Source organism: Devosia sp. SD17-2 (assembly GCF_029201565.1).
Classification (GTDB): Bacteria; Pseudomonadota; Alphaproteobacteria; order Rhizobiales; family Devosiaceae; genus Devosia.
Genome location: NZ_CP104002.1, coordinates 3,182,707 through 3,208,645 on the forward strand (window position 1 = coordinate 3,182,707; position 25,939 = coordinate 3,208,645).

General features: G+C 62.7%; 23 protein-coding genes. 10 read left to right on the plus strand and 13 right to left on the minus strand.

Annotated elements, in window-relative coordinates; all coding sequences use genetic code 11:
* Positions 1-55: 55 nt before the first annotated feature.
* Positions 56-1,471 carry a cysteine--tRNA ligase gene (cysS, locus tag NYQ88_RS15635; protein WP_275652037.1) on the minus strand — a complete coding sequence of 472 codons (1,416 nt, stop codon included), beginning with the start codon at positions 1,469-1,471 and terminating at the stop codon, positions 56-58.
* 376 nt (positions 1,472-1,847) lie between these two features.
* Positions 1,848-2,852, minus strand: coding sequence for a fumarylacetoacetate hydrolase family protein (locus NYQ88_RS15640; protein ID WP_275652038.1), 1,005 nt, complete (start codon positions 2,850-2,852; stop codon positions 1,848-1,850).
* A gap of 140 nt (positions 2,853-2,992) precedes the next feature.
* Between NYQ88_RS15640 and NYQ88_RS15645 the strand changes: the two genes are divergently transcribed.
* Positions 2,993-4,147 (plus strand): DUF2865 domain-containing protein, encoded by a 1,155-nt coding sequence (locus tag NYQ88_RS15645; RefSeq protein WP_275652039.1) that lies wholly within the window; start codon positions 2,993-2,995, stop codon positions 4,145-4,147.
* Here NYQ88_RS15645 and gltX read toward each other — a convergent pair.
* The 3 genes from gltX to NYQ88_RS15660 all read right to left on the minus strand — a co-directional run bounded on the left by gltX (position 4,092) and on the right by NYQ88_RS15660 (position 8,253).
* Positions 4,092-5,417 (minus strand): glutamate--tRNA ligase, encoded by a 1,326-nt coding sequence (gene gltX, locus NYQ88_RS15650; RefSeq protein ID WP_275652040.1) that lies wholly within the window; start codon positions 5,415-5,417, stop codon positions 4,092-4,094. The genes NYQ88_RS15645 and gltX overlap by 56 nt on opposite strands.
* On the minus strand, positions 5,414-7,081 hold the full coding sequence (locus NYQ88_RS15655; protein WP_275652041.1) for an NAD+ synthase: 1,668 nt from the start codon (positions 7,079-7,081) through the stop codon (positions 5,414-5,416). Before NYQ88_RS15655 ends, gltX begins: the two co-directional genes overlap by 4 nt.
* 107 nt (positions 7,082-7,188) lie before the next feature.
* Complete coding sequence (locus NYQ88_RS15660; protein WP_275652042.1) at positions 7,189-8,253, minus strand: hypothetical protein; 1,065 nt, start codon at positions 8,251-8,253, stop codon at positions 7,189-7,191.
* Between the two features lie 222 nt (positions 8,254-8,475).
* Here NYQ88_RS15660 and NYQ88_RS15665 point away from each other — a divergent pair, with 222 nt between their 5' ends.
* Positions 8,476-8,910, plus strand: a complete 435-nt coding sequence (locus tag NYQ88_RS15665) for a response regulator (RefSeq protein ID WP_275652043.1) — start codon at positions 8,476-8,478, stop codon at positions 8,908-8,910.
* 1 nt (position 8,911) lies between these two features.
* Here the strand turns inward: NYQ88_RS15665 and NYQ88_RS15670 are convergent, their stop codons facing one another.
* From NYQ88_RS15670 to rpiA, 5 genes are all read right to left on the minus strand, one after another.
* Complete coding sequence (locus NYQ88_RS15670) at positions 8,912-10,825, minus strand: PAS domain-containing protein (protein ID WP_275652044.1); 1,914 nt, start codon at positions 10,823-10,825, stop codon at positions 8,912-8,914.
* A 104-nt stretch (positions 10,826-10,929) separates the two neighbouring features.
* Entirely contained in the window at positions 10,930-12,303 is a 1,374-nt protein-coding gene (locus tag NYQ88_RS15675; RefSeq protein ID WP_275652045.1) for a 3-deoxy-7-phosphoheptulonate synthase class II, read from the minus strand.
* 79 nt (positions 12,304-12,382) lie between these two features.
* On the minus strand, positions 12,383-13,762 hold the full coding sequence (gene gor, locus NYQ88_RS15680) for a glutathione-disulfide reductase (RefSeq protein ID WP_275652046.1): 1,380 nt from the start codon (positions 13,760-13,762) through the stop codon (positions 12,383-12,385).
* Positions 13,763-13,863: 101 nt separating this feature from the next.
* Positions 13,864-14,379: a DUF2059 domain-containing protein gene (locus NYQ88_RS15685; RefSeq protein ID WP_275652047.1), complete on the minus strand. Its 516-nt coding sequence runs from the start codon at positions 14,377-14,379 to the stop codon at positions 13,864-13,866.
* Positions 14,380-14,412: 33 nt separating this feature from the next.
* Positions 14,413-15,120: a ribose-5-phosphate isomerase RpiA gene (gene rpiA / locus NYQ88_RS15690; RefSeq protein WP_275652048.1), complete on the minus strand. Its 708-nt coding sequence runs from the start codon at positions 15,118-15,120 to the stop codon at positions 14,413-14,415.
* Between the two features lie 248 nt (positions 15,121-15,368).
* Here rpiA and NYQ88_RS15695 point away from each other — a divergent pair, with 248 nt between their 5' ends.
* Both NYQ88_RS15695 and moaA read left to right on the plus strand, forming a co-directional pair.
* Entirely contained in the window at positions 15,369-15,962 is a 594-nt protein-coding gene (locus NYQ88_RS15695) for a L,D-transpeptidase (protein WP_345774594.1), read from the plus strand.
* 96 nt (positions 15,963-16,058) lie between these two features.
* Positions 16,059-17,072, plus strand: a complete 1,014-nt coding sequence (gene moaA, locus NYQ88_RS15700; RefSeq protein ID WP_275652049.1) for a GTP 3',8-cyclase MoaA — start codon at positions 16,059-16,061, stop codon at positions 17,070-17,072.
* Positions 17,073-17,090: 18 nt separating this feature from the next.
* On the opposite strand, the gene NYQ88_RS15705 is transcribed toward moaA, so the two are convergent.
* Positions 17,091-17,576, minus strand: a complete 486-nt coding sequence (locus NYQ88_RS15705; protein WP_275652050.1) for an Lrp/AsnC family transcriptional regulator — start codon at positions 17,574-17,576, stop codon at positions 17,091-17,093.
* A 280-nt stretch (positions 17,577-17,856) separates the two neighbouring features.
* On the opposite strand from NYQ88_RS15705, the gene NYQ88_RS15710 reads away from it, so the two are divergent.
* Positions 17,857-19,383 (plus strand): HAMP domain-containing sensor histidine kinase, encoded by a 1,527-nt coding sequence (locus tag NYQ88_RS15710; protein WP_275652051.1) that lies wholly within the window; start codon positions 17,857-17,859, stop codon positions 19,381-19,383.
* Between the two features lie 77 nt (positions 19,384-19,460).
* Positions 19,461-20,120 carry a DUF6683 family protein gene (locus NYQ88_RS15715; RefSeq protein WP_275652052.1) on the plus strand — a complete coding sequence of 220 codons (660 nt, stop codon included), beginning with the start codon at positions 19,461-19,463 and terminating at the stop codon, positions 20,118-20,120.
* Between the two features lie 20 nt (positions 20,121-20,140).
* On the opposite strand, the gene cobT is transcribed toward NYQ88_RS15715, so the two are convergent.
* Positions 20,141-21,163, minus strand: a complete 1,023-nt coding sequence (gene cobT, locus NYQ88_RS15720) for a nicotinate-nucleotide--dimethylbenzimidazole phosphoribosyltransferase (protein WP_275652053.1) — start codon at positions 21,161-21,163, stop codon at positions 20,141-20,143.
* Positions 21,164-21,222: 59 nt separating this feature from the next.
* On the opposite strand from cobT, the gene NYQ88_RS15725 reads away from it, so the two are divergent.
* Positions 21,223-22,074, plus strand: coding sequence for an adenosylcobinamide-GDP ribazoletransferase (locus NYQ88_RS15725; protein ID WP_275652054.1), 852 nt, complete (start codon positions 21,223-21,225; stop codon positions 22,072-22,074).
* Positions 22,075-22,140: 66 nt separating this feature from the next.
* Positions 22,141-22,827, plus strand: a complete 687-nt coding sequence (locus tag NYQ88_RS15730) for a TIGR02281 family clan AA aspartic protease (RefSeq protein WP_275652055.1) — start codon at positions 22,141-22,143, stop codon at positions 22,825-22,827.
* Positions 22,828-22,852: 25 nt separating this feature from the next.
* On the opposite strand, the gene dusA is transcribed toward NYQ88_RS15730, so the two are convergent.
* Positions 22,853-23,875 carry a tRNA dihydrouridine(20/20a) synthase DusA gene (dusA, locus tag NYQ88_RS15735; protein WP_275652056.1) on the minus strand — a complete coding sequence of 341 codons (1,023 nt, stop codon included), beginning with the start codon at positions 23,873-23,875 and terminating at the stop codon, positions 22,853-22,855.
* A 146-nt stretch (positions 23,876-24,021) separates the two neighbouring features.
* On the opposite strand from dusA, the gene NYQ88_RS15740 reads away from it, so the two are divergent.
* Both NYQ88_RS15740 and NYQ88_RS15745 read left to right on the plus strand, forming a co-directional pair.
* Entirely contained in the window at positions 24,022-24,471 is a 450-nt protein-coding gene (locus NYQ88_RS15740; RefSeq protein WP_275652057.1) for a universal stress protein, read from the plus strand.
* Positions 24,472-24,547: 76 nt separating this feature from the next.
* Positions 24,548-25,930, plus strand: a complete 1,383-nt coding sequence (locus NYQ88_RS15745) for an FGGY-family carbohydrate kinase (protein WP_275652058.1) — start codon at positions 24,548-24,550, stop codon at positions 25,928-25,930.
* Positions 25,931-25,939 lie beyond the last annotated feature (9 nt).

The window sequence follows — 25,939 nt, forward strand, 5'->3', positions numbered from 1 at the left end:
AGCAGACTTGTTCGAACACGGCGACAGTTCCTGTCAGCAATGGACCGGCGCAGGCTCACCGCTTCACTTCCCATTTCGTTTGGCGCTGGCCGGCTTCGTCCTTGTAGTCGAGCAGAGCGATGCCTTGGGCGGCGAGGTCGTTGCGGATGGTGTCGGCCTTGGCAAAGTCCTTGGCGTTGAGGGCGTCGAGGCGTTCGGCGATGGCGGCCGCGATGTGCTGGGGCGGCTCCCAGCCTTCGTTGGAGCCGATGACGGAGTCCAGCGTAAAGCCGAGGAAAACCAGCGAGGCAGCAAGCGATTGGGCAGCGTCGGTTTCGCCGCGGTTGGCGCGGCGGGCGAGTGCATCCAGCGCCACGCTGGCCCGGTGGAAGCCGAGGTCGTCGGCGAGCGCGGAGATCACCTCGGCGTCGGGCTCGGCGGACGGGGCATCTGCCTTACCGGCAGCGCGCTGCCAGTCGCGCAGTTTGGCTTCGGCTTCTTCCAGGCGGCGGGACGAGAAGTCGATGGGCTCGCGGTAATGGGTCATCAGCATGGCGAGGCGCAGCACTTCGCCCGGCCAGGCGTGGCCGCCGAGGGCACCGGTCTGGAGCAGATCGTTGATGGTGACGAAATTGCCCAGGCTCTTGGACATTTTCTGACCTTCGACCTGCAGGAACCCGTTGTGCATCCAGACATTGGCCATGGAGTGGCTGCCATGGGCGCAACGGGACTGGGCGATTTCATTCTCGTGGTGCGGGAAGATCAGGTCGAGACCACCGCCATGGATGTCGAAACTCTTGCCGAGGTAGCGCTCGGACATGGCGGAGCATTCGATATGCCAGCCCGGACGGCCGCGACCCCAGGGGCTGTCCCAGCCGGGCTCATTTTCGGAGGAGAGCTTCCAGAGCACGAAGTCGGCGGGGTTTTTCTTGTGAGCGTCGACGGCTATGCGGGCGCCGGCGAGATTGTCCTCCAGATTTCGGCCGGAGAGCTGGCCGTAATCGGGCATGGACTGGGTATCGAACAGCACTTCGCCCGAGGTTTCATAGGCGTGGCCGCGCTCGATCAGGGCCGAGATCAGTGCCTGCATCTCGACGATGTTTTCGGTGGCGCGGGGCTGGTGTGTCGGCTCAAGCGTGCCCAGTGCTTTCACGTCGGAAAGGAACTGGGTCTCGGTCTTTTCAGTGACCTTGCGAATGGCTTCGTTGAGCGGCAGATCGGGGAAATCGCGCAGGGCGCGCGCGTTGATCTTGTCGTCGACGTCGGTGATGTTGCGCACATAGGTGACGTGTTCGGCGCCATAGACATGGCGCAGCAGGCGGAACAGCAGGTCGAAGACGATGACCGGGCGCGCATTGCCGATATGGGCGAAATCATAGACCGTCGGACCGCAGACATACATGCGCACATTGGAGGCATCCATGGGCTCGAAGGGCGCCTTGGTGCGGGTGAGCGTATTGTAGAGGGAAAGCTGCGGCTTTGCCGAATTCATGGAAGGCTTCCTGATGGCCAGACGTGGGGTCCTGGCGGGGAGCCTCTATCCTTAAAAACCTATCGGGATGAAGAAGACCGCTCCGCCAACATTTCCAGTTAGCAGATAATAATGGTGCAGTCGGTAATCTGAACGACAAGGGTCTTCATGGGGCGGAGAGTGACCGCCCACGACCGAGAAATCAAGCGCAAAACGAAAAGAGGGCGGCCCGAAGGCCGCCCATATCGCTTTGGAGGCGAATATCACCCTTGGGGGGATGATGCTTTTGCCTCGATGGCGGACGACGCCCTCCCATCAACAGGCTCTGAATTGAGGTTTACACGTTGGCGGTAAACGCCCAACGGCTACACGGGAATGTTATCGCTCCCGCGAGCCGCTATTCAGCGGCGCGGATGGGGTTGTCCATGTCGCCGAACACCGACTGCCCGTCCTTGCCGATGGCTGCGATGCGCAGGCGATCTCCGGCCTTGAGGAAGGGTGTGCGTGCGGCGCCGAACTTGGCTTTTTCGGCGGTACGGGCTTCGGCGATACAGGCAAAGCCGATGCCGTTTTCCTTGATCGGCAGGGTTTCGTCGTGGCGATTGGCGATGGTGCCCGACCCGATGATGGTGCCCGCAGAGAGGCGCCGCGTGCGGGCGGCCTCCACGATGAGATCGATGAAATCGAAATGCACCTCAATGCCGGCATTGGGCTGGCCATAGAGTGTGCCATTGACTTCGACGCGCAGCGGCAGGTGGAGGCGGTTGTTGCTCCAATTGTCGCCCAGCCCTGACGGGGTGATGGCGAAGGGCGCAAAGGCGGTAGAGGGCTTGGCGTGAAAGAAGCCAAAGCCATTCTGCAGATCGTCGGCCACGAGGCGGCGGAGGGACACATCGTTGCAGATGGTCACGAGGCGGATGGCGGCCTCGGCCTCGGCGCGGCTTGGGCGCATGGAAACCGGGCCGATGATGATGGCGACTTCGGCTTCGAAATCGAGGGCAAGATCCTCGGCCGGCGCGGGAATGGGATCTGTGGGCGCGAGCATGGTGTCCGAGCCGCCCTGATAGAGCATTGGGCGGACGGATTGCAGTTCCTCGTCGCGGCTGCCCTTGAGTGAGCGCACGCGTTCCAGGTGCCCCATGTAGCCAGAGCCATCGATCCACTGATAGGCACGTGGCAGAGGAGCAAGAGCGGCGGCCTTGTCGAAGGGCTGCCCGGCGATCGCGCCATTGTCCAGCTGTGCCGCCAGCGCCGACAAGGCGGGTGCGGCATTGTCCCAATCATCAAGCGCGGCCTGTAGATGTGGCGCGATGCGGCCGGCGGAAACGAAGCGCGTTCCATCCTGTGAGACGACCACGAGCTGGCCATCGGGCCGCGCGGAGCGCAACGTTGCGAGTTTCATAAGGGGCACATCTCCCGGAATAGTGTTGCACTGGGGCGATATCGCCGTGCAACGTGGTCGCTATAATGTTGCCATCTGCCCTAGCGATGTCTTAAGGCGGCACAAGGCCAGAAGTTGCGGCGGGCGAACAGGACCAAACAGTGAATTTCAGCTCTACCGGCTTTCGCGCTCTCGCGCTTCTTGTTTTGGCAATGGCCATGTTCAGCATGGATGTGACGAGCGCTTATGCTCAGGCTGCACAATGCCGGCAGCTCGAAAGCGCCTTGCGCCAGTTCGACCGCAACGGCGATTTCCGCCAGCTGCAGAATAATTCGCAGGCGGTGCGGGAGCTTGCGCGGCAGGTGCAGAATGCCGAGAGCCAGTATATCCGCCAGGGCTGTAATGACGATGCCAAGGCCGGCCGCACGCTGACGCCGCAGTGCCAGGAAGTCGGCCGCTCGGTGCTGCGCCTGCGCGACCAGTATGCCCAGGTCGCCCAGTCGGTCGAAACGGCCGGCGCCGTGGCGCAGCAGCGCGAGGCGATTCTCCAGGAAATGGCCCGCTTCGGCTGCAATGCCGGCTCGAGCGCGACGTTCAACCAGGACCGCCAGTCGATCTTCGACCGCATTTTCGGCACCACGTCGGAAGGTGATTTCACCAATGGCGATTTCGTGGATGGCGGGGACTATTGGGGCTATCAGGGGTATTCGACGGTCCGCACCGTCTGTGTCCGCCTCAGCGACGGCTATTTCTGGCCGATCAGCTATTCCACTGTGAGCGACTATATCGGCAGCGACGCCCAGCAATGCCAAGCGATGTGTCCGAACACGCCGGTGGAGCTCTATTACTATGACAATCCCGGCCAGGAGCCGGAGCAGATGCGCAATATGGCGGGATCGCCCTATACGTCGCTGCCCAATGCCTTTGCCTATCGCAACAAGTTCGACAGCGCCGCCAGCTGCCGCGTCGCGCCCAAGTCCGACGGCACGGTGACCATGGCCGACAGCGAGGACGGCAGCAGTCGCGCGATGATCGATATTGCCGGGGTGAGTTTTCCCCTGCCCCTGCGCGATCCGCGTGGGGTAGTGCCGGTGACCGTCGCCGCCGTCGAAGCGGCAGCGGTGAGCACGGTTGCGCTGGTGGATGTGCCCCTGCCCCGCCGTCGTCCGGCGGGACCGGGTGAGATCGCCGTGCAGCCCTCAGCCAGCACGGCATCAGCCGAAAGCGAACTGCGTATTGTTCACTTCGGCGACAAGACCGTCAGGGTAGTCGGGCCAGACACTCCGTACGCCCAAGCAGGACGAGCAGGCTCTTAAGCTCCGGCCCATCCGAGCGGCCGGTCAGCGCCAGACGCAGCGGCATGAACAGAGCCTTGCCCTTGCGGCCGGTCGAGGTCTTGAGCGCGTCCGTCCACTGGCTCCAGGTTGTCGCATCCCAGGGATCGGGCGGCAGCAGCGCCTTGGCCAGCGCCAGGAAGTCGTGATCTTCCGGGGCGACGACGGGCTCGACCGGTCCGGTGACCAGTTTGGACCATTCAGCGATATCGCCGAAACGCACGAGATTTTCGCGCAGCAGCATCCACATCGCCTCCCCTTCCAGCCCGAGGGTGGAAAGGCGCGGCGCGGCTTCGGCGTAAGACAGAGCATGGACGAGGCGCGCGTTGAGCCCGTCGAGCTCGGCGGGATCGAAACGGGCGGAGCCATGGGAGATCATCGACAGCTCAAGCCGGGACGCGATGTCCTCGAGCCCGGCATAGGGTTCGATCGGCAGGCTGGTGCCGGTCAGGGTCGCCATGACGGCAATGGCGAGCGGCTCATAACCGTCATTGCGGAAGTCGGCGATGGACTGGGAGCCCAGGCGCTTGGAAAAGCCCTGCCCCTGCGCGTCCGTCAGCAAATTGTGGTGGGCGAACTGGGGGATTGCGCCGCCGAGCGCCTCGATGATCTCGATCTGCGTGCCCGTGTTGGAGACGTGGTCTTCGCCGCGAATGACATGGGTGACACCGAGGTCGATGTCATCGACCACGGATGGCAGGGTATAGAGATAGCTGCCATCGGCGCGGATCAGCACCGGGTCGGACATGGAGGCGGTGTTGACCGTCTGCGTGCCCTTGATGAGGTCGTTGAAATGTACGGGACGACCGTCGAGCTTGAAGCGCCAATGGGGTTTTCGCCCCTCGGCTTCGAGGCGGGCGCGGTCTTCGTCGGTGAGAGCCAGCGCGGCGCGATCATAGATCGGCGGCTTGCCGAGAAGGCGGGCACGGGCGCGCTTGCGGTCGAGTTCTTCCTCGGTTTCGTAGCAGGGATAGAGGCGGCCGGAAGCGATCAGCTTGTCGCGGGCGGCGTCATAGAGATCGGTGCGCTCGGACTGGCGCACGAGCAGATCCGGCACGACGCCGAGCCAGGCAAGATCTTCCTCGATGCCATCGGCAAATTCGCGGGTGGAGCGCGCGTGGTCCGTGTCATCCATGCGCAGGATGTAGCGGCCGCCATTGCGGCGAGCGAAGAACCAGTTCAGCAGCGCCGGCCGCGCATTGCCAAGATGAATGCGACCGGTAGGGGACGGAGCCCAGCGTACGACTGTCATCCGACGGTCAAATCCTTATAGCCATTGGTAATCGGGTATCTGCGACCGAGCCCGAATGCCCTGGGCGACAGTTTTGGCCCAGGCGCGGACTGGCGGCGCTTGTATTCTGCAATATTGACGAGGCGCTCGATGCGCTTGACCAAAGCCGGATCATGGCCGCGCGCGACGATGTCGCCGAGGGCCATCTCCTCCTCCACCATGCAGGTGAGGATATCGTCCAGCACCGGATAGGGCGGCAGGCTGTCCTGATCCTTCTGGTCGGGGCGCAGTTCGGCGCTGGGCGCTTTGTCGATGATCGACTGCGGGATGACCATGCCCGCGGGGCCGCGGCAGTCGCCAGGCAGATGCTTGTTGCGCCAGTCGGCCAGCGCATAGACCTGCATCTTGAACATGTCCTTGAGCGGATTGTAGCCGCCGTTCATGTCGCCATAGATGGTGGCGTAGCCAACGCCCATTTCCGACTTGTTGCCGGTGGTGAGCAGCATGGACCCCAGCTTGTTGCTGACGGCCATGAGGATGGTGCCGCGCATGCGCGACTGGATGTTTTCCTCGGCCAGATCGGAAGGACGATCGCCAAAGATCGGGGCGAGTTCGGCCAGCGCCTGATCCACGGGATTGCCGATGGAGACAACGTCATACCGCACGCCCAGAAGCTCGGCGCAGTCGCGCGCATCCTTGATGCTGGCCTCGGAGGTATAGCGATAGGGCAGCATGATGCAGTGGACCTTTTCGGGTCCCAAGGCATCCACCGCCATTGCCGCGACGACAGCGCTGTCGATGCCGCCGGAGAGGCCCAGAACGACCTCGGAAAAACCGTTCTTGTGCACGTAGTCGCGCAGACCGAGAACGGCGGCGCGCCAGGGTGCTTCCTCGACAGAGGTCAGTTCGTTGACGACGCCGTTGGTGGAGATCCAGCCGTTCTCACCGCGGGTCCAGTCAGAGAGGATAAAGTCGGGCTCGAAGGATTTGCCCTGCAGCACGAGACGGTCGCCCGGCTCCATGGCAAAGGAGGCGCCGTCATAGACGAGTTCGTCCTGTCCGCCGACCTGGTTGAGATAGAGCAAGGGCACGTCATCTTCGGCGACACGGGCGCGCACGAGATTTTTGCGGCCATGCTGCTTGTTGGTCCAATAGGGCGAACCATTGGGGCAGAGCAGGATTTCCGCGCCCTCGCGCATGAGGTGCTCGCAGACCCAGGAATGCCAGATGTCCTCGCAGATGGGGATGCCGACAGAGACGCCCCGGATAGTCACCGGGAATGGCAGCGGACCGGGCTTGAAGTAGCGCTTTTCGTAGAAGACGTCGCTATTGGGCAGTTCGCGCTTGAAGCGCGTGGCGGTGATCTCGCCGGCTTCGGCCACGACCACGGCATTGTAGAGGTCGTCGCCCTCCCGCCAGATGGTGGGCAGGATCAGGGTGACATCCGTGCCAGCGGTTTCGGCGACAAGGGCGTGTGCGGCAGCGATCGCGTCGGCCACGAACTGCGGCTTGAACAGCAGGTCATCCGGGAAGTAGCCGGTGAGGAAAAGCTCAGAGAGCAGCAGAATATCCGCCTTGGCGGCAGTCGCATCGGCGAGCGCCTGACGGGCCAGAGCGAGGTTGCCGGTGAGGTCCCCCACCTTGGGATTGAGCTGGGCGAGCGCAATTCGAAGCTGGTCGGTCACGGCGGTACTGGCCTAACTATTGCGGATAGCAACCGGCCATAGCCGGTCGCGCGCAAGACTTAGCCGTTGGGCCGGTTGAGGGCAAGCGTCGCGAGACAGGCGGACAGCTAGAAGCGTCCGGCGAGTTCGAAGAGCGCGCCGTAGCGCACCATGGAGAAGGGATTGTTGTTGTGGATGTACGCCTGCTGGTTGAGGGCCGGCGGAGAAAAAAGAGGATTCGCGGGTGTGACGACGCCCGTGTTCGGATTAGTTGAGGGCTGATTTGTCGTTGGAGCGACGACGGTCGCCTCGTCCCAAGTGGCGTCATATTGGCCCTGTAGGTAGGACGCCCTACCGCCGAAGCGGATCGTAAGGTTTTCAGTCGGATGAAAGCCCAACATGAGCTTGCCGGAGGCCCCGTAGGCGTGCCCATTGATGGAGACCGGGGACCCCTGAAAAACAGTAGCCGTGTCCGAGACGCCGCTGAATAGCTCACCGGGGCGCATCTGCGCTGCACCATAGGTGCCATTGACCCACGCGTATGGGGTGACGGCAGCTTCGCCGGTGATGTCGAAAGCGTCGAAGTCGAGCTTGCCCGCGATGCCGACCTTGAGGGCGTGGACATCGAAATTGTTGATTTCGCTATCCGCGCCGACATTCCATATCCCGGCTGAGTCCGACCAATTGATATCCGCCGAGGTTTTGGCGGTGGTGAAATTGGCCCGGCCGGTGTCGGGCGAGTCATTGGTGTACTGATAGCCGGTCACAAAACCGAAGCTGGCCTCGTCCGTGCCGAGGGGCAGCCAGCCGAAGTCGGCTCCCACGTAGCCAAGGCGCGCGGCCGGCAGCGTGGCACTGGCGCCGCCATTGGTGGCATAGGTACCCTCATGGGCAATGCCATAGCCGCCCGTCGCCTCGAGATAGGAGCGGGTCGACAGGTCGTCGATGCGCACGAAGGCTTCGCCGGAATGGGTCTTGGTATCCATTGTTTCGGAAAAGGCGCCGATCGAGTGCTCCTGGCGGCCCAGGGAATACCAGTAGCGCACGCCCATATCGAACCGCAGCGGATTGTCTTCGCTGGTTTCCCACTGGTCAGGATAAGACGGGCGCAGGGAGGAATAGTCCGCAGCCAGAGCGTGACCGCCCATTGCGAGTGTACAAATTGCTACCGTGGATTTCGCGACCAATTTCATCTGACCCTCCGGCGCATTCATACTTGCCCGATTTCTTTGCAATAGTTGAACGATTAGGGTTAATGTTCCCCTAAGCGCCACAAAGGGTAGATTGGTGATTTGGTAATCTCATGGGCGCATTATCATCGAGAAAATCGCGTCAATTCGCCGCCGGGACGCAACTCTAGCTGCGCTACGGAGTTGCCCCAGATACGTCAATGAAAAGAACCAAAGCCTTCGCCTATGTCTAGTCGAGTCCTAATCGTAGAAGACGAGTACATCGTCGCCTCGGAGATCGAGGAAATCATCGCCGAGATGGGTCATGAGTCTGTCGGTATCGCCGGCGACCAGCGCACTGCGTTGAGACTTGCGTCGCAGACCGAGATTGCGCTGGTCGATCTCAACCTGCGTGACGGGCCGACCGGCCAGGACATCGGCAAGATCCTCGCACAGACGCATGGCGTGACGGTCGTCTTCCTCACCGCCAATCCCGCGCAACTGGGCGACGGCGTGCCCGGCACGGTGGGTGTCCTCTCAAAGCCTGTCGCGGAATCTGATCTGCGCGAAGTGATCGACTACGCCATTCAGCGTCGCAGAACGGCGGAGGCCCGCCCCCCGCGCCAGCTGAAACTGTTCGACTGGGGTTTGGGCAACTCCAATACCCTCACCTCGAACTGAGCTAGCGGGATGCCCGCGGGCGCAACCGGTTCGAGTGGCGCAGGGAATCGAGCGGAAAATCAAACGACATTACCAGCCCGTCGGGTCGCCATTCCCGGCTGATCGCCCCACGCAATTGCCCTTCGACAGCGATCTGCACGAGGCGCGTACCGAAGCCTCGCAGTACTTCCGGCTCGGTCACCGCGGGGCCGTTCTCTTCATGCCACTCGAGGTTATAGATTTCGCCATTGAGCGTGCCGGTAATGCGGACGAGACCGGTTGCCTGATGGAAGGCTCCATATTTGGCCGAATTGGTGCCCAGTTCGTGGAACAATAGCGCCAGAGGCGTCGCTGCCGCGTCATCAACCTCAATGTCGTCGCCGGCGAACACCACGCGTTTCCGGCCATCGATCTCATAGGGAACCATCAAGCGGTCGATCAGCGCGGACATGACCACTTCGCCGCTCATCTGCGCGCGGGCATGGCTTTGCGGCCGCACGAAGTCATGGGCCTCACCAAGCGCATAGATGCGCTGGCGCAATTCGTCGGCGAAGGCTTTCACCTCCGGGCGGCCACGCGCTGACAGGCCGATAATGCCGTTGAGGACGGCAAAGATATTCTTGATCCGGTGACTGAGTTCCTGGGCGACGAGCTCGCGCTCCTGGGCGAGCAGCTTGGTTTCGTGGATATCGGTGCAGGTACCAATCCAGCGGATGATCTCGCCCTGCTCGTCGCGGATCGGCAGGCTGCGCCCCAGCGCCCAACGATATTCGCCGTTGCGATGGCGAATGCGGTATTCGATCTCGTAGGGCTCGCCCGTCTTGAGGGCGCGGTCCCACGCCTGCATCGCCCGCTCCCGATCATCGGGGTGATACATGCTGGCCCAGGTCTCGAAATCGGCCTCATCGAGGGCGATCCCGGTCTGCTCGAACCAGCGCGCATTATAATAGTCACAATGGCCGTCGGCGCGCGTGGTCCAGACCATCTGCGGCATGGCGTCGGCAAGCGTGCGGAACCGCAGCTCGCTGCGGGAGAGTTCTTCGGCCGCCTGCCGCTGGTGGGTCACGTCAATCGCAACACCCGGGAAGCGATAGACCCTGCCCTCCGCATCCACCCTTGGCCGCCCCGAAGCCATCAGCCAGCGCCGCGTGCCGTCATTGGCGACGACGCGATACTCGATGCGATAATCGGAGCGCTCATCGAGTGCGCGCTGCAGCTCAGCGCCCACCCGGGCCAAATCCTCGTGGTCGATGGCCAGCATATATTGCTCGATCGGCGCACCGAGACCGGCCAGTTGCGGATCGATGTTGTACATGGCTGCGAACTGGTCGTCGGAGGTCACCACATTGTCGAGGACGTTCCAATCCCATGTCCCGACCAGGGCGGAGCCTGCGAGGGCCAGCGACATCCGCTCCTCACTGCGGTCGAGGGCCTTCTTGGCAAGGACACGATCAGTGGTTTCGTGGACGACGCAAAGCGTGCCCATGGATGTGCCGTCATCGTCGACGATGGGGCTGTAGTGCAGATCCATCCAGCCCGATTCCAGCTGCCCATAGCGGTTCAGCACGAGTTCCTGGTCGCGCAGGGCGTAGGACTCGCCGCGCAGGCCGCGTTCGATGTTGTTGCGGTTGAACTCGGCGATCTCGGGCCAGGCGTCGACCGCCGGCATGCCGAAGATGGCGGGGTGGCGCTGGCCTGCGAAGTGGGCATAGGCGTCGTTGTAGATCAGCAGCCCGTCCCGCCCCACCATCATGACCATGGGCGTCGAGGCCACCATTACGAGCCGCACAGCGCCCTTGAGGCTTTCCGGCCAATCGGGAATCGCGCCGACAGAGCTATTCCCCCAATCAAACTCATTGAGCAGTTTGACTGTCGGGTCGCGCTCCAGCTCGTCGCGGCGTTCAGCCGAGGCATTTGGAAACAGGGACTTGGGCATCAACTACTCACAGCAAGAGCGATCGGTGGGGCAAGTCGGCAGAAAAAGGCCGCGCGCAGATTTCACAACGCACGGCCCGATCTTCGGTTCAGGCGATTATGCGCCTATTCACCGGCAAGTCGCTGCTGCACAGGCTTTTGGGCGTGCACTTCCTCGGCGACAAGGAAGGCCAGCTCGAGCGCCTGGCTGGCATTGAGGCGCGGGTCGCAATAGGTGTTGTAGCGATCCGAGAGCGTCGCCTCGGTGACGGCGGAGAGACCACCGACGCATTCGGTGACGTCGTCGCCGGTCATCTCGATGTGAACGCCGCCGGCATAGGTGCCCATCTCGCGGTGCACCTGGAAGAAGTTCTTCACTTCGCCCAGCACGCGGTCAAACGGGCGCGTCTTGAAGCCGGTGGAGGCCTTGATGGTGTTGCCATGCATCGGATCGCAGCACCAGACGACAGTGCGGCCAGCGCGCTGGACGGTCTCGACGAGGCGCGGCAGGTGCTCCTGCACCTTGTCGGCACCAAAGCGCGAGATCAGCGTGATGCGGCCGGCTTCGTCAGTAGGATTGAGCCGGTCGAGCAGACGCAGCAGATCATCATTGGTGAGGCTGGGACCACACTTGATGCCGATGGGATTATTGATGCCGGCGAAATATTCGACGTGGCCGGCGTCCGGCTGGCGAGTCCGATCACCGATCCACAGCATGTGGCCGGAGGTGGCGTACCAGTCGTTGGTGATGCTGTCGCGGCGGGTCAGCGCCTCTTCATAGCCGAGGAGCAGGGCCTCGTGGCTGGTGAAGAAACTGGTCTGCTTGAGTGCCGGGGTATTTTCCGGATTGATGCCGAGGGCCGACATGAAGGTGATGGCGTCGTCGATCTTGCGCGCCACTTCTTCGAAGCGGACGTTCCAGTTCGAGCCCTTCATGAAGCCCATGGTCCATTCGTGGATGCGCGTCAGCTCGGCATAGCCACCCATGGAGAAGGCGCGCAGCAGATTGAGCGTTGCCGCCGACTGGCGATAGGCCTGCAGCATGCGGTCCGGATCGGGGACGCGGGCGCCTTCGGTGAACTCGATGGCGTTGATGATGTCGCCGCGATAGCTCGGCAGCTCTACGCCGTCGATGGTTTCGGTATCGGCCGAACGCGGCTTGGCGAACTGGCCGGCGACGCGGCCGACCTTGACCACGGGCTTGGCAGCGCCATGGGTGAGGACAACCGCCATCTGGAGGAAGACGCGGAAGAAGTCGCGGATGTGATCAGCGCCATGCTCGGCGAAGCTTTCGGCGCAGTCGCCGCCCTGCAGCAGGAAGGCTTCTCCCCGCGCCACCGCGGCAAGACGAGCCTTGAGATCGCGGGCCTCGCCGGCAAAGACCAGCGGCGGGAAGGACGTAAGCTGACGCTCGGCTTCGACGAGAGCCGCAGGATCGGGATAGGCCGGAACCTGATGAACAGGCTTCTCGCGCCAGCTGCTGGGGGTCCACGTCGTCATGTTCTGTCTCACTCACACAGGTGCATTGGCGCTTCCGGGCGGTCTACCAAGCTGGTGCCGCCCTGCCAAGGGCAAAGGATCAACCGCCGATTTTCTGGCAGTCCCGGTAGATGTAGCTCGGGGCCTTGAAAGTCACGAGTTCTTCGGCAGCCGAGGGATGAAGGGCAATGGTCCGATCAAGATCGGCCTTGGTGGCGTTCATGCCCATGGCAACGGCGACGAGCTGGATCATCTCGGCGGCACCAGGCCCCAGGATATGGACGCCGAGCACCTTGCCACCATCCTTTTCGGTGATCAGTTTGAAGATCATGCGCTCGGACTTGGTGGAGAGCGTGTTCTGCATCGGCCGGAATCGCGCGAGATAGACGTCGACATCACCATGGGTTGCCGCTTCTGCCTCGGTGAGGCCGACAACGCCAATCTCGGGCTCCGCAAAGACCGCGGTCGGGATCAGCGAGTGATCGACGGCCAGGGGATTGTTGTTGAACACGGTCTCGGCAAAGTACCAGCCTTCGCGGATGGCAACCGGGGTCAGCGCGGCGCGCCCGGTGACGTCCCCCACCGCATAGATGGAGGGCACGGAGGTCTGCGAATAGGCATCAACCGCGATGGTGCCGTCCTCGTTGAGGGCAACGCCGGCCGTCTCTAGGCCGAGACCCTCGACATTGGCAACGCGGCCAGTGGCGAACATGACGGCGTCATAAGGCGCGGTGACGCCATCGCTGAAGGTCGCATGGATGGCGTCGCCCATCTTGGAGAGAGAGGCAATCGTGGTCTGGTATGTGACGCGGACGCCACGCGTGATGAGGCCAGCCTCGAGCCCACGGCGCATGTCCTCGTCGAAGCCACGCAGGACGCAGTCACCGCGATAGACGATGGTGGTGTCGACGCCGAGGCCGGCAAAGATGGTCGCGAACTCGACCGCGATATAGCCGCCGCCCTCGATGAGGATGGATTTGGGCAGTTTGGGCAGGTCGAAGGCTTCGCTGGAGGAGATGCCGTGCTCGGCACCCGGAATATCGGGGAAATAGGCCCGCCCGCCGGTGGCCACCAGCAGGTACTTCGCCGTCAGCTCACGACCGGAACCGGAGAGGCGCAGTGAATTGGGTCCCGTGACCACGGCGCGGTCGCGGATGATCTCGACGCCGGGCTTTTCAAGGTTCGCCGTATAGGCAGCCTCGAGCCGGGTGATTTCCTTTTCTTTGTTGGCGACAAGAGTCGGCCAGTCGAAACTGGCTTCGACCTGCCAGCCAAAACTGTCGGCAATCTCGAACTGATCCCGGAAACGGGAGGCATAGACATAGAGCTTCTTGGGCACGCAGCCGCGAATGACGCAGGTGCCGCCGACGCGAAATTCCTCGATGACGGCGACCTTGGCGCCATAAGTCGCGGCCATGCGGGCGGCACGGACACCGCCGGACCCTGCCCCGATGACCAGAAGATCATAATCATACGTCATCGTGGCACACGCTCCTTCATCGTTACTTGCCGATATATGGGCGTCGGCATCTCATAAAAAAAGACCCCGCACAAGGCGGGGTCCGGGGGCCGCGAACAGCCTTAGATCTCGATGCCATTGGCCCGCAGTTCGGAGCGGACCTTGGCGAAGAATTCGCGCTTCAGATTGTTGTTGAACACCTGCATGACGCGCTGCAGATCGGTGTTCAGCTCGGAATTGGCCTGAGCCAGCTTCTGGCCGGTGGGCGATTCATAGAAGGCCACGATCTGCTGGAGCTCTTCAATGGAAAAGCGCGTGGCATAGACGCGGGCAAACTGGTCAAGGAGCTCGCCCTTGCGGCCGTTATATTCCTGGATGACCTTGGTGATGGCGTCGTCGGTCTGCTGCAGGATCTCGGGATTCTGCGTGACGATCTGCTGCATCGTTTCGATGCCGGTCTCGACGACGGCGACTTCATAGACAGAAGCACGATCGGTGAGGTCGATATATTTGCGGGCCAGCGCCAGCTGCTCAGGCGGCACTTCCTGTGCGATCGCAGGAACGGAAAGACCGATCAAACCGGCTGTCATCACTGCGGCAATGATTGTCTTGGCGCCGCGCATCAAATCCATAGTCATCCAATTGCCCATCTTTTGCCGATCCACGCTCGGTCAGTTGCCTTTGACGAGTGTTTTTACGCCATCTGGCGTCGCCACATAAGCCTTGCTGCACAAATTAAGGAAAAGTCCATGCTGGACTACCCCGGGAATGTCCAGAAGGTCACGCGAAAGCGCTTCTGAATTCGAAATGCGGCCAAAAAAAGCGTCGAGAATGAGGTGTCCACCGTCGGTCACGAAGGGAGCACCCTGATCTTCGCCGCGCAGGCGCAGGCCACCTTCGGCACCATGAGCAGCAATAACCTCGGCCACGGCATGGCGGGTTGCGCCAAGACCGAAGCGGTTGACCTCGATCGGCAGGGGGAATTTGCCCAGCGTATCGACCATCTTGCTGCCGTCGGCGATGACGATCATCGCATCGGACGCTTCCGCGACGATCTTTTCGCGCAGCAGCGCACCGCCGCCGCCCTTGATCAGATTGAACGCCGGATCGATCTCGTCAGCGCCATCGACGGTCAGGTCGAGCCGATCGAGGGCGTCGAGATCGGAAAGCGGAATGTTCAGCTCTTCGGCCTGACGCGCGGTCGCTTCCGAGGTCGGGACACACAGGACCTCAAAGCCCTGGGCCACTTTTTCACCCAGAAGGTCGACGAAATGACGGGCCGTCGAGCCTGTTCCGAGGCCAAGGCGCATGCCTGAACGGACCTGTGTCAATGCCATGGCGGCCGCTTCGCGCTTGAGTGCTTCGCTCATTCGATCCAAATCCCCTTGAATTTGGGCCGTGAATGAAGGGCAGGCAGAACGGAGTCAAGCCCGCCTTTCCGCTAGCGCTCACGCGTTGGTGAACGCGGATGTATCCATCCGGCAACACCAGAGGACGCGGCTGCCACGGATGTGGCCAGAACGTGTCTGTTAACTCTTTTCCACTAATCTTGGTCAGAGTATTGCAACGCAATTCAGTCATCTCTTCGAATCAGATGGCGACTTTCTTGCAGAGGCCGAGGGTAAGCATGAAGTTCATCAAGACAGTGATGGCAGTGGGTCTGTCGATCCTGCTGTCTGTAGGGTTGGTTACGCCAACCTGGGCAGCCAGAGTGTATAATTTCGATACCAGCATGTGGGAAGAACAGTCTGAAGTTCAGACCCGCAACCGGCGCGGCAGCCCGGTCAAGAAGCAGGTTGTCGAGTACGAAACCCGCCACAGGCCCGGCACCATCGTTGTCGAGACCGGCGAACGCCGCCTCTACCTCGTGCTCGAGGGCGGCAAGGCGATGCGCTATGGCATCGGCGTTGGTCGCGAAGGCTTCACCTTCAGCGGCACCCATCGCATCACCCGCAAGGCCGAGTGGCCCGGCTGGACCCCACCCCCGGCCATGCGCAAGCGCGTGCCCGACCTTCCGGCCTTCATGCCCGGCGGCCCGGACAATCCGATGGGCGCCCGCGCGCTCTATATCGGCTCGACCCTCTACCGCGTTCACGGCACTTCCGAGCCGTGGTCCATCGGCCAGGCCGTGTCGTCCGGCTGTATCCGCCTCACCAATGAGGACGTGACCGATCTCTACGAACGCGTGAAGGTCGGGGCGACAATCGTCGTCAACCACTGATCGCACGCGCATTTGAATTGAGGCCGCTCCATTGGGGCGGCCTTTTTGTTTGTCGCAGGCTTTGCAGCGCATGGCCGGCGCACTAGACTTGGCACCATGACTGCACCCTCCTCCCCTGCCCGGCCCCTGATCGACAGCTTTGGTCGACGCGTCAGCTATCTGCGCATTTCGGTGACCGACCGGTGCGATTTTCGCTGCGTCTATTGCATGGGCGAGGACATGGTGTTCCTGCCCAAGCGCGATGTGCTCAGTTTCGAGGAGATCGAAACCATCGCCACCGCCTTTATCGCCCGCGGCACCACCAAGATCCGGCTGACCGGCGGCGAGCCACTGGTGCGGCGCGATATCATGGCGCTGGTCGAAAGCCTCGGCCGCCATGTCGGCGGCGGGCTGGACGAGCTGACGCTCACCACCAATGGCAGCCAGCTGGCAAAACATGCCGATGCGCTGAAGGCGGCCGGGGTGGAGCGGATCAATGTGTCGCTCGACAGCCTTGACGATACCCGTTTCGGCCAGATCACGCGGCGTGGTCGGCTCGGCGATGTGATGGCCGGCATAGACGCGGCACAGGCCGCCGGGGTGGCGCTCAAGATCAATATGGTGGCGATGCGCGGCGTCAATGACGACGAAATCGAGACCATGATGGCCTGGGCGCATGGCCGCGGCATGGGGCTGACGCTGATCGAGGGCATGCCGCTGGGCGAAGTGGGGATCGACAGGGTCGACACCTATCTGCCCCTGCGCGAACTGCACGAAAATCTGGCACAGCGCTATACGCTGACCCGGCTCGACAAGCGCACCGGTGGGCCCGCGCGCTATGTGCAAGTCGCCGAGACCGGCGGCATCCTCGGCTTCATAACGCCGATGAGCCATAATTTCTGCGAGAGCTGCAATCGCGTGCGCCTGACGGCGACGGGGCAGTTGTTCCTCTGCCTGGGGCAGGACGATCAGGTCGATCTGCGGCAGGCGCTTCGCGACGGGGGCCGGCAGGCGCTGGACGCAGCGCTCGACCACGCCATGCTGATCAAGCCCAAGGGGCATGACTTCCTGCTCGACCGCAGCCGGCCAGAACCCGCCGTCACGCGCCACATGAGCGTAACGGGGGGCTGAAGTCGCCGATCGGTGGCGCTACTTGTCGTCGTCGACGACGAGGGCGAAGTCGAGCGGCAGAGCCGTAGTGTATTTGATCTGGCCCATGGCAAAGGCCGAGCTGACGTCCGTCAGATTGATCCGGCTGATCAGCTTTTTATAAAAGGCATCGTAAGCGCCGATATCGGGCACGACCACGCGCATAAGGTAATCAACCTCGCCGCTCATACGGTAGAACTCGACCACTTCGGGGAATTCGTCGATGACGCCGGCGAATTTGCGCATCCAGGCGTCGTTGTGCTCATTGGTTTTGACCGAAACAAAGACGGTGACGCCGACATTGACCTTGACCGGGTCAAGCACGGCGACGCGACGCTGAATGACGCCGTCTTCTTCCATCTTCTGGATGCGACGCCAGCACGGCGTGGTCGACAGCCCCACTTTGCGACCGATCTCGGCCACTGGCATGGTGGCATCCTTTTGCAGCAGCGTCAGAATTTTTCGATCAATCTTGTCGAGCGCCATATCGCCCCCAGCGAAATGAGATTTTCCAAACAGGGTAATTTACCCCGACATCACGCACAAGTTAGTGCCATATCAGCGTAACAAGCGCAATAAAATTGCGCCACTTAACCTCGCACCCCGCGCTTACCCAGCGTTAACCAATGATTTCGCCATTTGCGTCACTGCGCTTTGCCCTGCGGCGCCGACTTCACCTCCTATTAACCACGGCTCCCATAGTGTTCAGGCATGTGCGTAGCGGCGGCCTGGTGCAGTCGCGTGAGTTAGTAATGAGTAAGTGTTCATGCCGTCTCAGTCGGCCATTGACGCGGACGTCCGTGCCCTTATGGGGCGCGGCGGAAAACGCGCCGCCCAAAAGACTGTCCTGGAAGCCCGTCAGCGGCTGACCAGCAGCTCGGGAACGCGCGCCGAGTTCGATTTTGAACTGATGCATGATTATGCCGCTGCCCGTCGCGGCGCGGCGCTGCCCATGGCAGCGATTGTCTGCATTCTCGCCATTGTCGCAAGCTTCTGGGTGCCCATCGTTTTCTCGGCATTCTGGGCAGCACTGGTCATTTTCAGCCTGCTGGTGGTGGTGCTGGTTTCCACCCGCTTTGCCCGCAGCGATCCCGCCAAGTTCAACGCCGCCAAGTGGACGACGAGCTTTATCGCAGCCGAAACGCTGTACGGCATCACGCTTTCGCTGCTTGCCTTGTCCACGCTTGTCGCCAATTCGAGCGACGTGGTGCCGGTGATGTTCGCCATGGTGCTGGTGAGCATCGCGGCCAATGCGGTGGCCACGCACACCTTGCCGCAGGCAACGCTGATGAGCACGCTGCCGGTGACGGCGACGGTGTCGATCAACCTGCTGTTCCAGGGTGGAACACTCAACTACACGCTGGCCGCAGTGGTGATCTGCGGCGAGATTTTCTTCCTGTTCCTCGCGCGCCAGCTCTATTCGGCCGAGCTTGAGACCATCTCGCACCAGGCGGAAAAGGACTCGCTGATCTCCGAACTCGAGGAGGCGCGGCACATGTCTGACGAGGCCCGCCGCCACGCCGAGCAGGCCAATATTGCCAAGAGCCAGTTCCTCGCCACGATGAGCCACGAGCTGCGCACGCCGCTCAACGCCATCATCGGTTTCTCCGAAGTGCTGAAATCGGAACTTCTCGGGCCCCATCACATCCCGCAGTACAAGGAATATGCTGGCGACATCCACGCCAGCGGCCAGCACCTGCTCAACCTCATCAACGAGCTGCTCGACCTCAGCCGCATCGAGGCCGGCAAGTACGAGCTTAACGAGGAAGCCGTTTCCATCGTCGATATCGCTGATGACTGCCGCCGCATGATGGAACTGCGCGCCAAGGCCAAGGGCATCCAGCTGGTGTTCTCGACCAATGACAATCTGCCAAAGATCTGGGGCGACGAACGGGCGATCCGCCAGGTGATCCTCAATCTGATGAGCAATGCCATCAAGTTCACGCCGCAGCACGGCAAGGTGACGCTGGTCGTGGCCAGAAGTGGCGATGGCGGTCAGCTGATTTCGGTCAAGGACAACGGCCCCGGCATTCCCGATACCGAAATCGAAACCGTGCTGTCCTCGTTCGGTCAGGGGTCATTGGCCCACAAGACGGCAGAACAGGGCGCCGGGCTGGGCCTGCCGATCGTCCAGAAGATCATGGACCTGCATCAGGGGCGGTTTGACCTCTTCTCCAAGCTGCGCTTTGGCACCGAGGTGATTGCCACCTTCCCCCGTGCCCGGGTGATGGATGCGCTGGCCCCGGTGACCGAGCGTCGCAACAAGCTCGAAATCTATTCTGCAGCAGGCTGATAATAGGCGGGGATAGGTCTGCGCCGGTCCAAATTTTGCCGGCTTGGGCGGTTCGAGTAGCGCGGCTGGAGGACCATGTGAGCAAGCCGACCAAAATCATCCCGATCCTGTTCGCCCTTCTGGTGCTGCCGATGGTGGCGCCAGTCATGGCCGAAGAGAGACCTTCCGCCACCGCTGGCGCACCTGCCCTTCCCGGCGCGGAGAACAGCGCCTACCGGTTCTCCGAAGGGGTCTCTGTGCGGCTGCGCCGGAGCTTCCTCGAGCAGATCCGCTGGTCCGCAGGCATCGAGGCACGCGACCAGCTGGCCGAGAGCTTCGCCGATCGGAGCCACACGGATATCTGGCAGGAGCTTGTGGCAGCCGATGGGCTCACAACCGGCAATGTGGCCGATGCGCTGACGTCCTATTGGGTGCTGAACTGGGTGACCGCCAATGGCGCCTATGGCCAGAAGGTCGACAATGGGCCGGTGCAGCAGCAGTTGCGGCTCGCCCTCGCCGAGGACCCCAATTTCCAGCAGTTAAACGACCAGGCCCGCCAACAGATGGCGGAGGGCTATATGCTGAATTTCCTGATCGAGCACGCCGCGCTTAATGACGCAGTGGCGCGCAAGGACGTGGATACCCTGCGCACGCTGGCCGCCGCCTCGGCCGCGCGGTTCCAGCAGCAGATGGGCGTTGACCTCTTGGCGCTGGCGCCCGGCCCGAATGGGTTCGAGCCCAAGCAGGGCGGCCGCTAGGGCCGCCCCACCGATTTGCATCAATGGGTGCGGTCAGTGACCGAGGCGTCCGCAAAGGTCGACATATTGTTGTGCACGTGCAGCGCGGTCTTGATCATGACCATGCCCATGGCTGCGCCACTGCCCTCGCCCAGGCGCATCCCAAGGTCGAGCAGAGGGCGCTTGCCAAGGTGCTCCAGCACCTGTGCGTGACCGGATTCGGCCGACACATGGGCGAAGATGCAGTGGTCGATGGCAGCAGGATTGACCGCGTGGGCAATGGCGGCTGCCGCAGTGGCGACAAAGCCGTCGACGACCACAGGCGCCTTCTGGTGGCGGGCGGCGATCAGCGCGCCAAGCATGGCGGCGATCTCGCGGCCGCCGACCCGGGCGAGGATCGCCAGCGGATGGGTCAGCTCGTCCTTGTGCAGGGCCAGCGCCCGATCGACCGCGTCAGCCTTGCGCGCAAGACCGGCATCATCGACACCGGTGCCGCGACCGACCCAATCGGCACCAGTGCCGCCATAGAGCGCTGCATAGATGGCGGCAGCGATCGTGGTGTTGCCGATGCCCATTTCCCCGAGGCCAATGAGGTCCGGCTTGCCGGCCACCGCTTCCATGCCATAGGCGATGGTGGCGGCGCACATCTGGTCGTCGAGTGCTGCCTCCTGAGTGATGTCGCCGGTGGGCAGTTCGAGCGCGAGTTCGAAGACGCGCAGGTTGATTTCGTGCAGGGCGCAGATCTGGGAAATCGCTGCGCCGCCATTGGTGAAATTGGCGACCATCTGGGCGGTCACTTCCCGCGGATAGGGCGAAACGCCCTGTTCGGTGACGCCGTGATTGCCGGCAAAGATCGTGACCATCGGATTGTCGAGGCGGGGCGACGAGCGATACTGCCAGCGCGCGAGATTTTCCACGAGTTCTTCCAGGCGACCGAGCGAACCGGCAGGCTTGGTCAGAAGGCCTTCGCGCGCCCGCACTGCTGCGACGGCAGCCTCATCGCCCTCAGGAACGGCGACCAGCAGTTCGACAATATCGGAAAAAGCGGGATTGAGGGCGGGCATGGCAGGTCCAGCATGATGTGATAGGGAGGGGTCGGACTTGTTGCCCAGAACGGAGCGAATTGCAATTGACGCCTGAGGCCGAGGACAGGAACACAAGCCCGCAGCGGGACAGCGACGGCATCGCCGGACCGGAGCGCGTGGGCGTGGGTCTCGTCGATGACCTGCTGATGGCGCTGCGTTTTTTCTCGCGTCTCCCGACAGGATCTGGCGCCCATGCGACGCCGGAAATGGGCCGGATCGCCATGGCGCTTCCATTTGCCGCCGCGATCATGGGCATTATCCCCATGAGTCTCCTGGTCGGTGGAAGCTGGCTGGGGCTACCGCCCTATTTCGCCGCGGCGCTGGCCTGCGCGGCCATGGTGCTGGTCGGTGGCGGGATGATGGAAGACGCCATTGCCGACGCCGCCGACGGGCTGTTTGGCGGCTGGACGCCGGCGCGCCGCCTCGAAATTCTCAAGGATAGCCGCCATGGCACCTATGGGGTGGCGGCGCTGTGTCTCTTCCTCGCGCTCCGGATCACTGCCCTCGGTGCCGCCGCGACGGTGAACCCGCTTGCGGCTGCGGGGCTTTGGCTGGCGGCCAATATCGCCGGCCGATCTGGTGGTCTCTGGATGGCTTCCGCCCTGCCCCCGGCCCGGCCGGATGGCGCGGCAGCGGCTGCAGGACCGCTGGCGAAGTCGCGCTTCTTCATCGGCGCGGGCTTTGCCCTTGTGCTGGTGTTCATTCTCGGCGGACCGGCCACGAGCCTCGTCGGGGTTATGGCTGCCGTGGGTGCGGTCGGCTTGACTGTGCTTGGTTGGGTGGCGCTTTGTCGTCGCCTCGTGGGCGGGCAGACGGGCGATCTTATTGGCGCTGCGGGCGCACTGGGGGAGATGGCAGCGCTGACCGCGCTCCTGATCTTCAGCGCCTGACCTTGAAATCGCCGCAGGCAGCCCCTTAATCGGAACTGGGCACAGAGCCCCGAAGGACCTTGATTCATGATCTTTATCGGCCTGGCATTGCTGATCGCAGTCGGTATCGCGCTCATGATCAGCGCCGATGCGGGCACGATGGTGGGGCTGACGCAGACGCAGACAGCCCAGCTGGTCCCGCTTTTGATCATCCTCATCGTCATTGCAGGCGGGCTGTTTTCGCGACGGCGACAGGCGGGCGAACTCGTCGGTGCCCTGCTGCTGTGGATCGGCATCTTTGCCACGGTGGGAGTGGGTTACGCCTACCGCGACGATCTGCTCAGTGTGGTCAGCCGGGTCAGCGGCGAACTGCGGCCGGGCGTCGCCATTGTCGATGGCGAGCGGGGCTCGGCGACCTTCCGACGCGGGCTGAGCGGGCATTTTGAAATCAGCGCGACGATCAACGGCCACGAAACGCCGATGATCTTTGACACCGGCGCAAGTGCAGTGGTGCTCACCCAGGCCGATGCCGCAGCAGCCGGTATCGACGTCGACAATCTGCGCTTTGCAGTGCCGGTTTCAACGGCAAATGGCATGGGCATGGCAGCACGGACCCGGATCGCCACCCTCGAGGTCGGCGGCATTGTCCGGCAGAACGTCATCGCCTTCGTCACCGAGCGCGGGGCGCTCGAGACGAGCCTTCTCGGCATGACGTTCCTCGAAACCCTGTCGCGCTATAGCGTGACACAGAATTCTCTCGAGATGGAGAACTGAGCGTCTCGCTTCCCGGCGAGCCGGTTCAGACGGCCAGCGCTTCCGGCCGCTCTTCGACAGCGGCCAGCGCCCGCTCGAACACTTCGGGGCCAGCATTGGGGCGGCAGGCGTCTACGCTGAGGATCTGCCGGAAGAGCCGCGCACCCGGGCGACCATTGGCAAGGCCCAGCATATGGCGCGCGATATTGTTGAGCCGCGCACCCCGGCCGAGCTCGATCTCGGTATAGTTGGCCATCGACCGCATGATCCCGGCGAGATCAGGCACATCGTGCACATCGCCAAAGATGCGTGCGTCGACTTCGGCGAGCAGCATTGGGGTGTTGTAGGCCGCACGGCCCAGCATGACGCCATCCATGTGTTCGAGATGCTCGAGGCACTGCTCGATCGTCTCAATGCCGCCGTTGATCATCATCGGCAGCGGCGCCATGCGCTGGCGCAGGCGGTGCACCCGCGGATAATCGAGCGGCGGAATGGTGCGGTTTTCCTTGGGGCTCAGCCCCTGCAACCACGCCTTGCGGGCATGGACATAAAGGGCATCGACGCCCGCTTCAGCCATTTTGTCAGCGAACCGGTCGAGGCTTTCCTCGGTGTCCTGATCGTCAATGCCGATGCGGCACTTGACCGTAACCGGGCGATCCGTGGCGTCGCGCATGGCGCGCACAGCGTCAGCCACAAGGTCGGGCTCCGCCATGAGGCAGGCACCGAACTTGCCAGATTGCACCCGGTCTGATGGGCAGCCGACGTTGAGATTGTATTCGGCATAGCCGAACGGCTCGGCAATCCGGATAGCCTCGGCCAGATCCCCGGGATCCGATCCTCCCAGCTGCAGGGCGACCAGCCCCTCATGGGACCCAAAGGCGAGATGCCTCTCGGCGTCGCCATGGATGATGGCGCCGGTGGTGATCATCTCGGTGAACAACAGGGCGTCGCGGGTCAGCAACCGATGCAGCTTCCGGCAATGTCGGTCGGTCCAGTCGATCATCGGTGCCACCGAGAACCGGCGGGCCGTGTCCAATGAGACAACGGAGCCTGGCGCGTCTTGCGTCATGGTTGCGTCACTTCCAAGGGCTTTCATTTGCCGATGCCATAGCGGTTCCAACTGCAAGGAGCAATGGCGCGTGTGATCTGGATCAAAGTCAGCCCCCTCACATATATGTAAGAGTACCGGCATCACACCGAGCGAGAGGTCGCCCCATGTATACGCATATCGTCTGTGCCGTCGACGGCTCGGAGCTCAGCACCAAGGCGCTGCGCCACGCAATTTCCCTGGCCCGGTCCTTCAATGCCCGACTGTCCGTCCTGACCGTTACCGATCCTTCCGTGATCGTCGCGCCGGGCGCCGAGATCATGATGGTCGATACCGCCAGCATCCTCGCCGAGCTGGATAAGGCCAAGGAAGAATCCGCCAAGGGTATTTTGGCCGACGCCGGCCGCGTCGCACAGGATGAGGGCATTACCGTCTCCCCCGTCTATCTGCCCGGTCATCCCGCCGCCGAAGGCATCGTCACCACGGCCAAGAGCCTCAACGCCGATCTCATCGTCATGGGATCGCACGGCCGCCGCGGTCTCGGCCGGCTGCTGCTGGGCAGTCAGGCAGCCGAAGTGCTGGCACATTCGACAACACCGGTGCTGATCGTCAAATAGCCCGGCACTAACATGTCAGATGTGGCGGGTCGGGGCTTTTTCCGCTATGGGGCGACGTGCCCTGAGGAAAAGCGCAATGAGCCAGACCCTGCCCCGCCATATCGCCGTCATCGACATCGGCAAGACCAATGCCAAGGTGGTGCTGATCGATCGAGAACGCGGCGCACAGATTGCGGCGCTGAGCCGACCGAATGACGTGCTCCGGGACGGGCTTTATCCGCATGCCGATGTCGACGGCCTGTGGGACTTCATTCTTGCCAGTTTAGGAACGCTGCAGGCCGATCATAGGATCGACGGCATTTCGATCACCACGCATGGTGCCACCGCCGCGCTGGTGACTGATACCGGGCTGGCCCTGCCTGTGCTGGATTATGAATTCGACGGACTTGAAGCCTCGCGGCAGGATTATACCGAGGCGCGGCCGCCCTTTGCGGAAACGCTGTCGCCGCCGCTGCCCAATGGGCTCAATCTCGGCGCGCAGATTTTCTGGCAGGCGGCCACGTATCCAGACGAATTCGCCGCTGTGAAGCGCATCCTCACCTACCCCCAATATTGGGCGTGGCGACTGACTGGCGTGGCTGCGAGCGAGGTGACGTCGCTCGGGTGTCATACCGACCTCTGGAACCCGGGAAGTGGAGATTTTTCCACCCTGGTCAGCCGCCAGGGCTGGCGGCATCTGTTTCCCGAGCTGCGCCCTGCGGCGTCCATCCTCGGCCCGATATTGCCCGAGATCGCTGCGCGGACCGGGCTTGCGACGGAAACACCGGTGACCTGCGGCATCCATGATTCCAATGCCTCGCTGGTGCCGCATCTGGCGCGAAAGGACACGCCCTTCTCCGTGGTCTCGGCCGGAACCTGGACCATCTGCATGACCGTGGGCGGCAGCACGGATGGGCTCGACGAGGCGCGGGATAGCCTTGCCAATGTCGACGCGTTTGGGCGCCCGGTGCCAACGGCGCGGTTCATGGGCGGCCGGGAGTGGGACCTACTGGTGCCCCGAATCGTGGCACCTTCGGCGGCTGATACCTCTGATATCATTGCCAGAAATGTCCATGTCCTGCCGGGCACCGTGCCGGGGGTAGGACCATTTTCCGGTGCAAAAGGCGGTTGGAACGTCGACCCGCAGAGCCTTTCAGACGGCCAGCGCAATGCCGCCGTATCGCTTTATCTGGCGCTGATGACACGGGAATGCCTTGGACTTTGCGGCCTCGGGAATATGATCGTCGTCGAGGGCCCCCTCGCCCGAAATACCCTGTTCTGCGCCGCACTTGGACGCCTCAGCGACGTGCCGGTCTACGCCTCGGGCGACAGCACCGGAACCAGCATGGGCGCCAGCCTGTTGTTCGGAGGAAGCGGGGGCGCGACAACACAGCACGCCGTCCCCCCAATGGACATTGAAGGACTGGAGGACTATGCGGCCATGTGGCGTTCACGTGTTCGCGACAATTCCCTAACATAAAGCCATTGG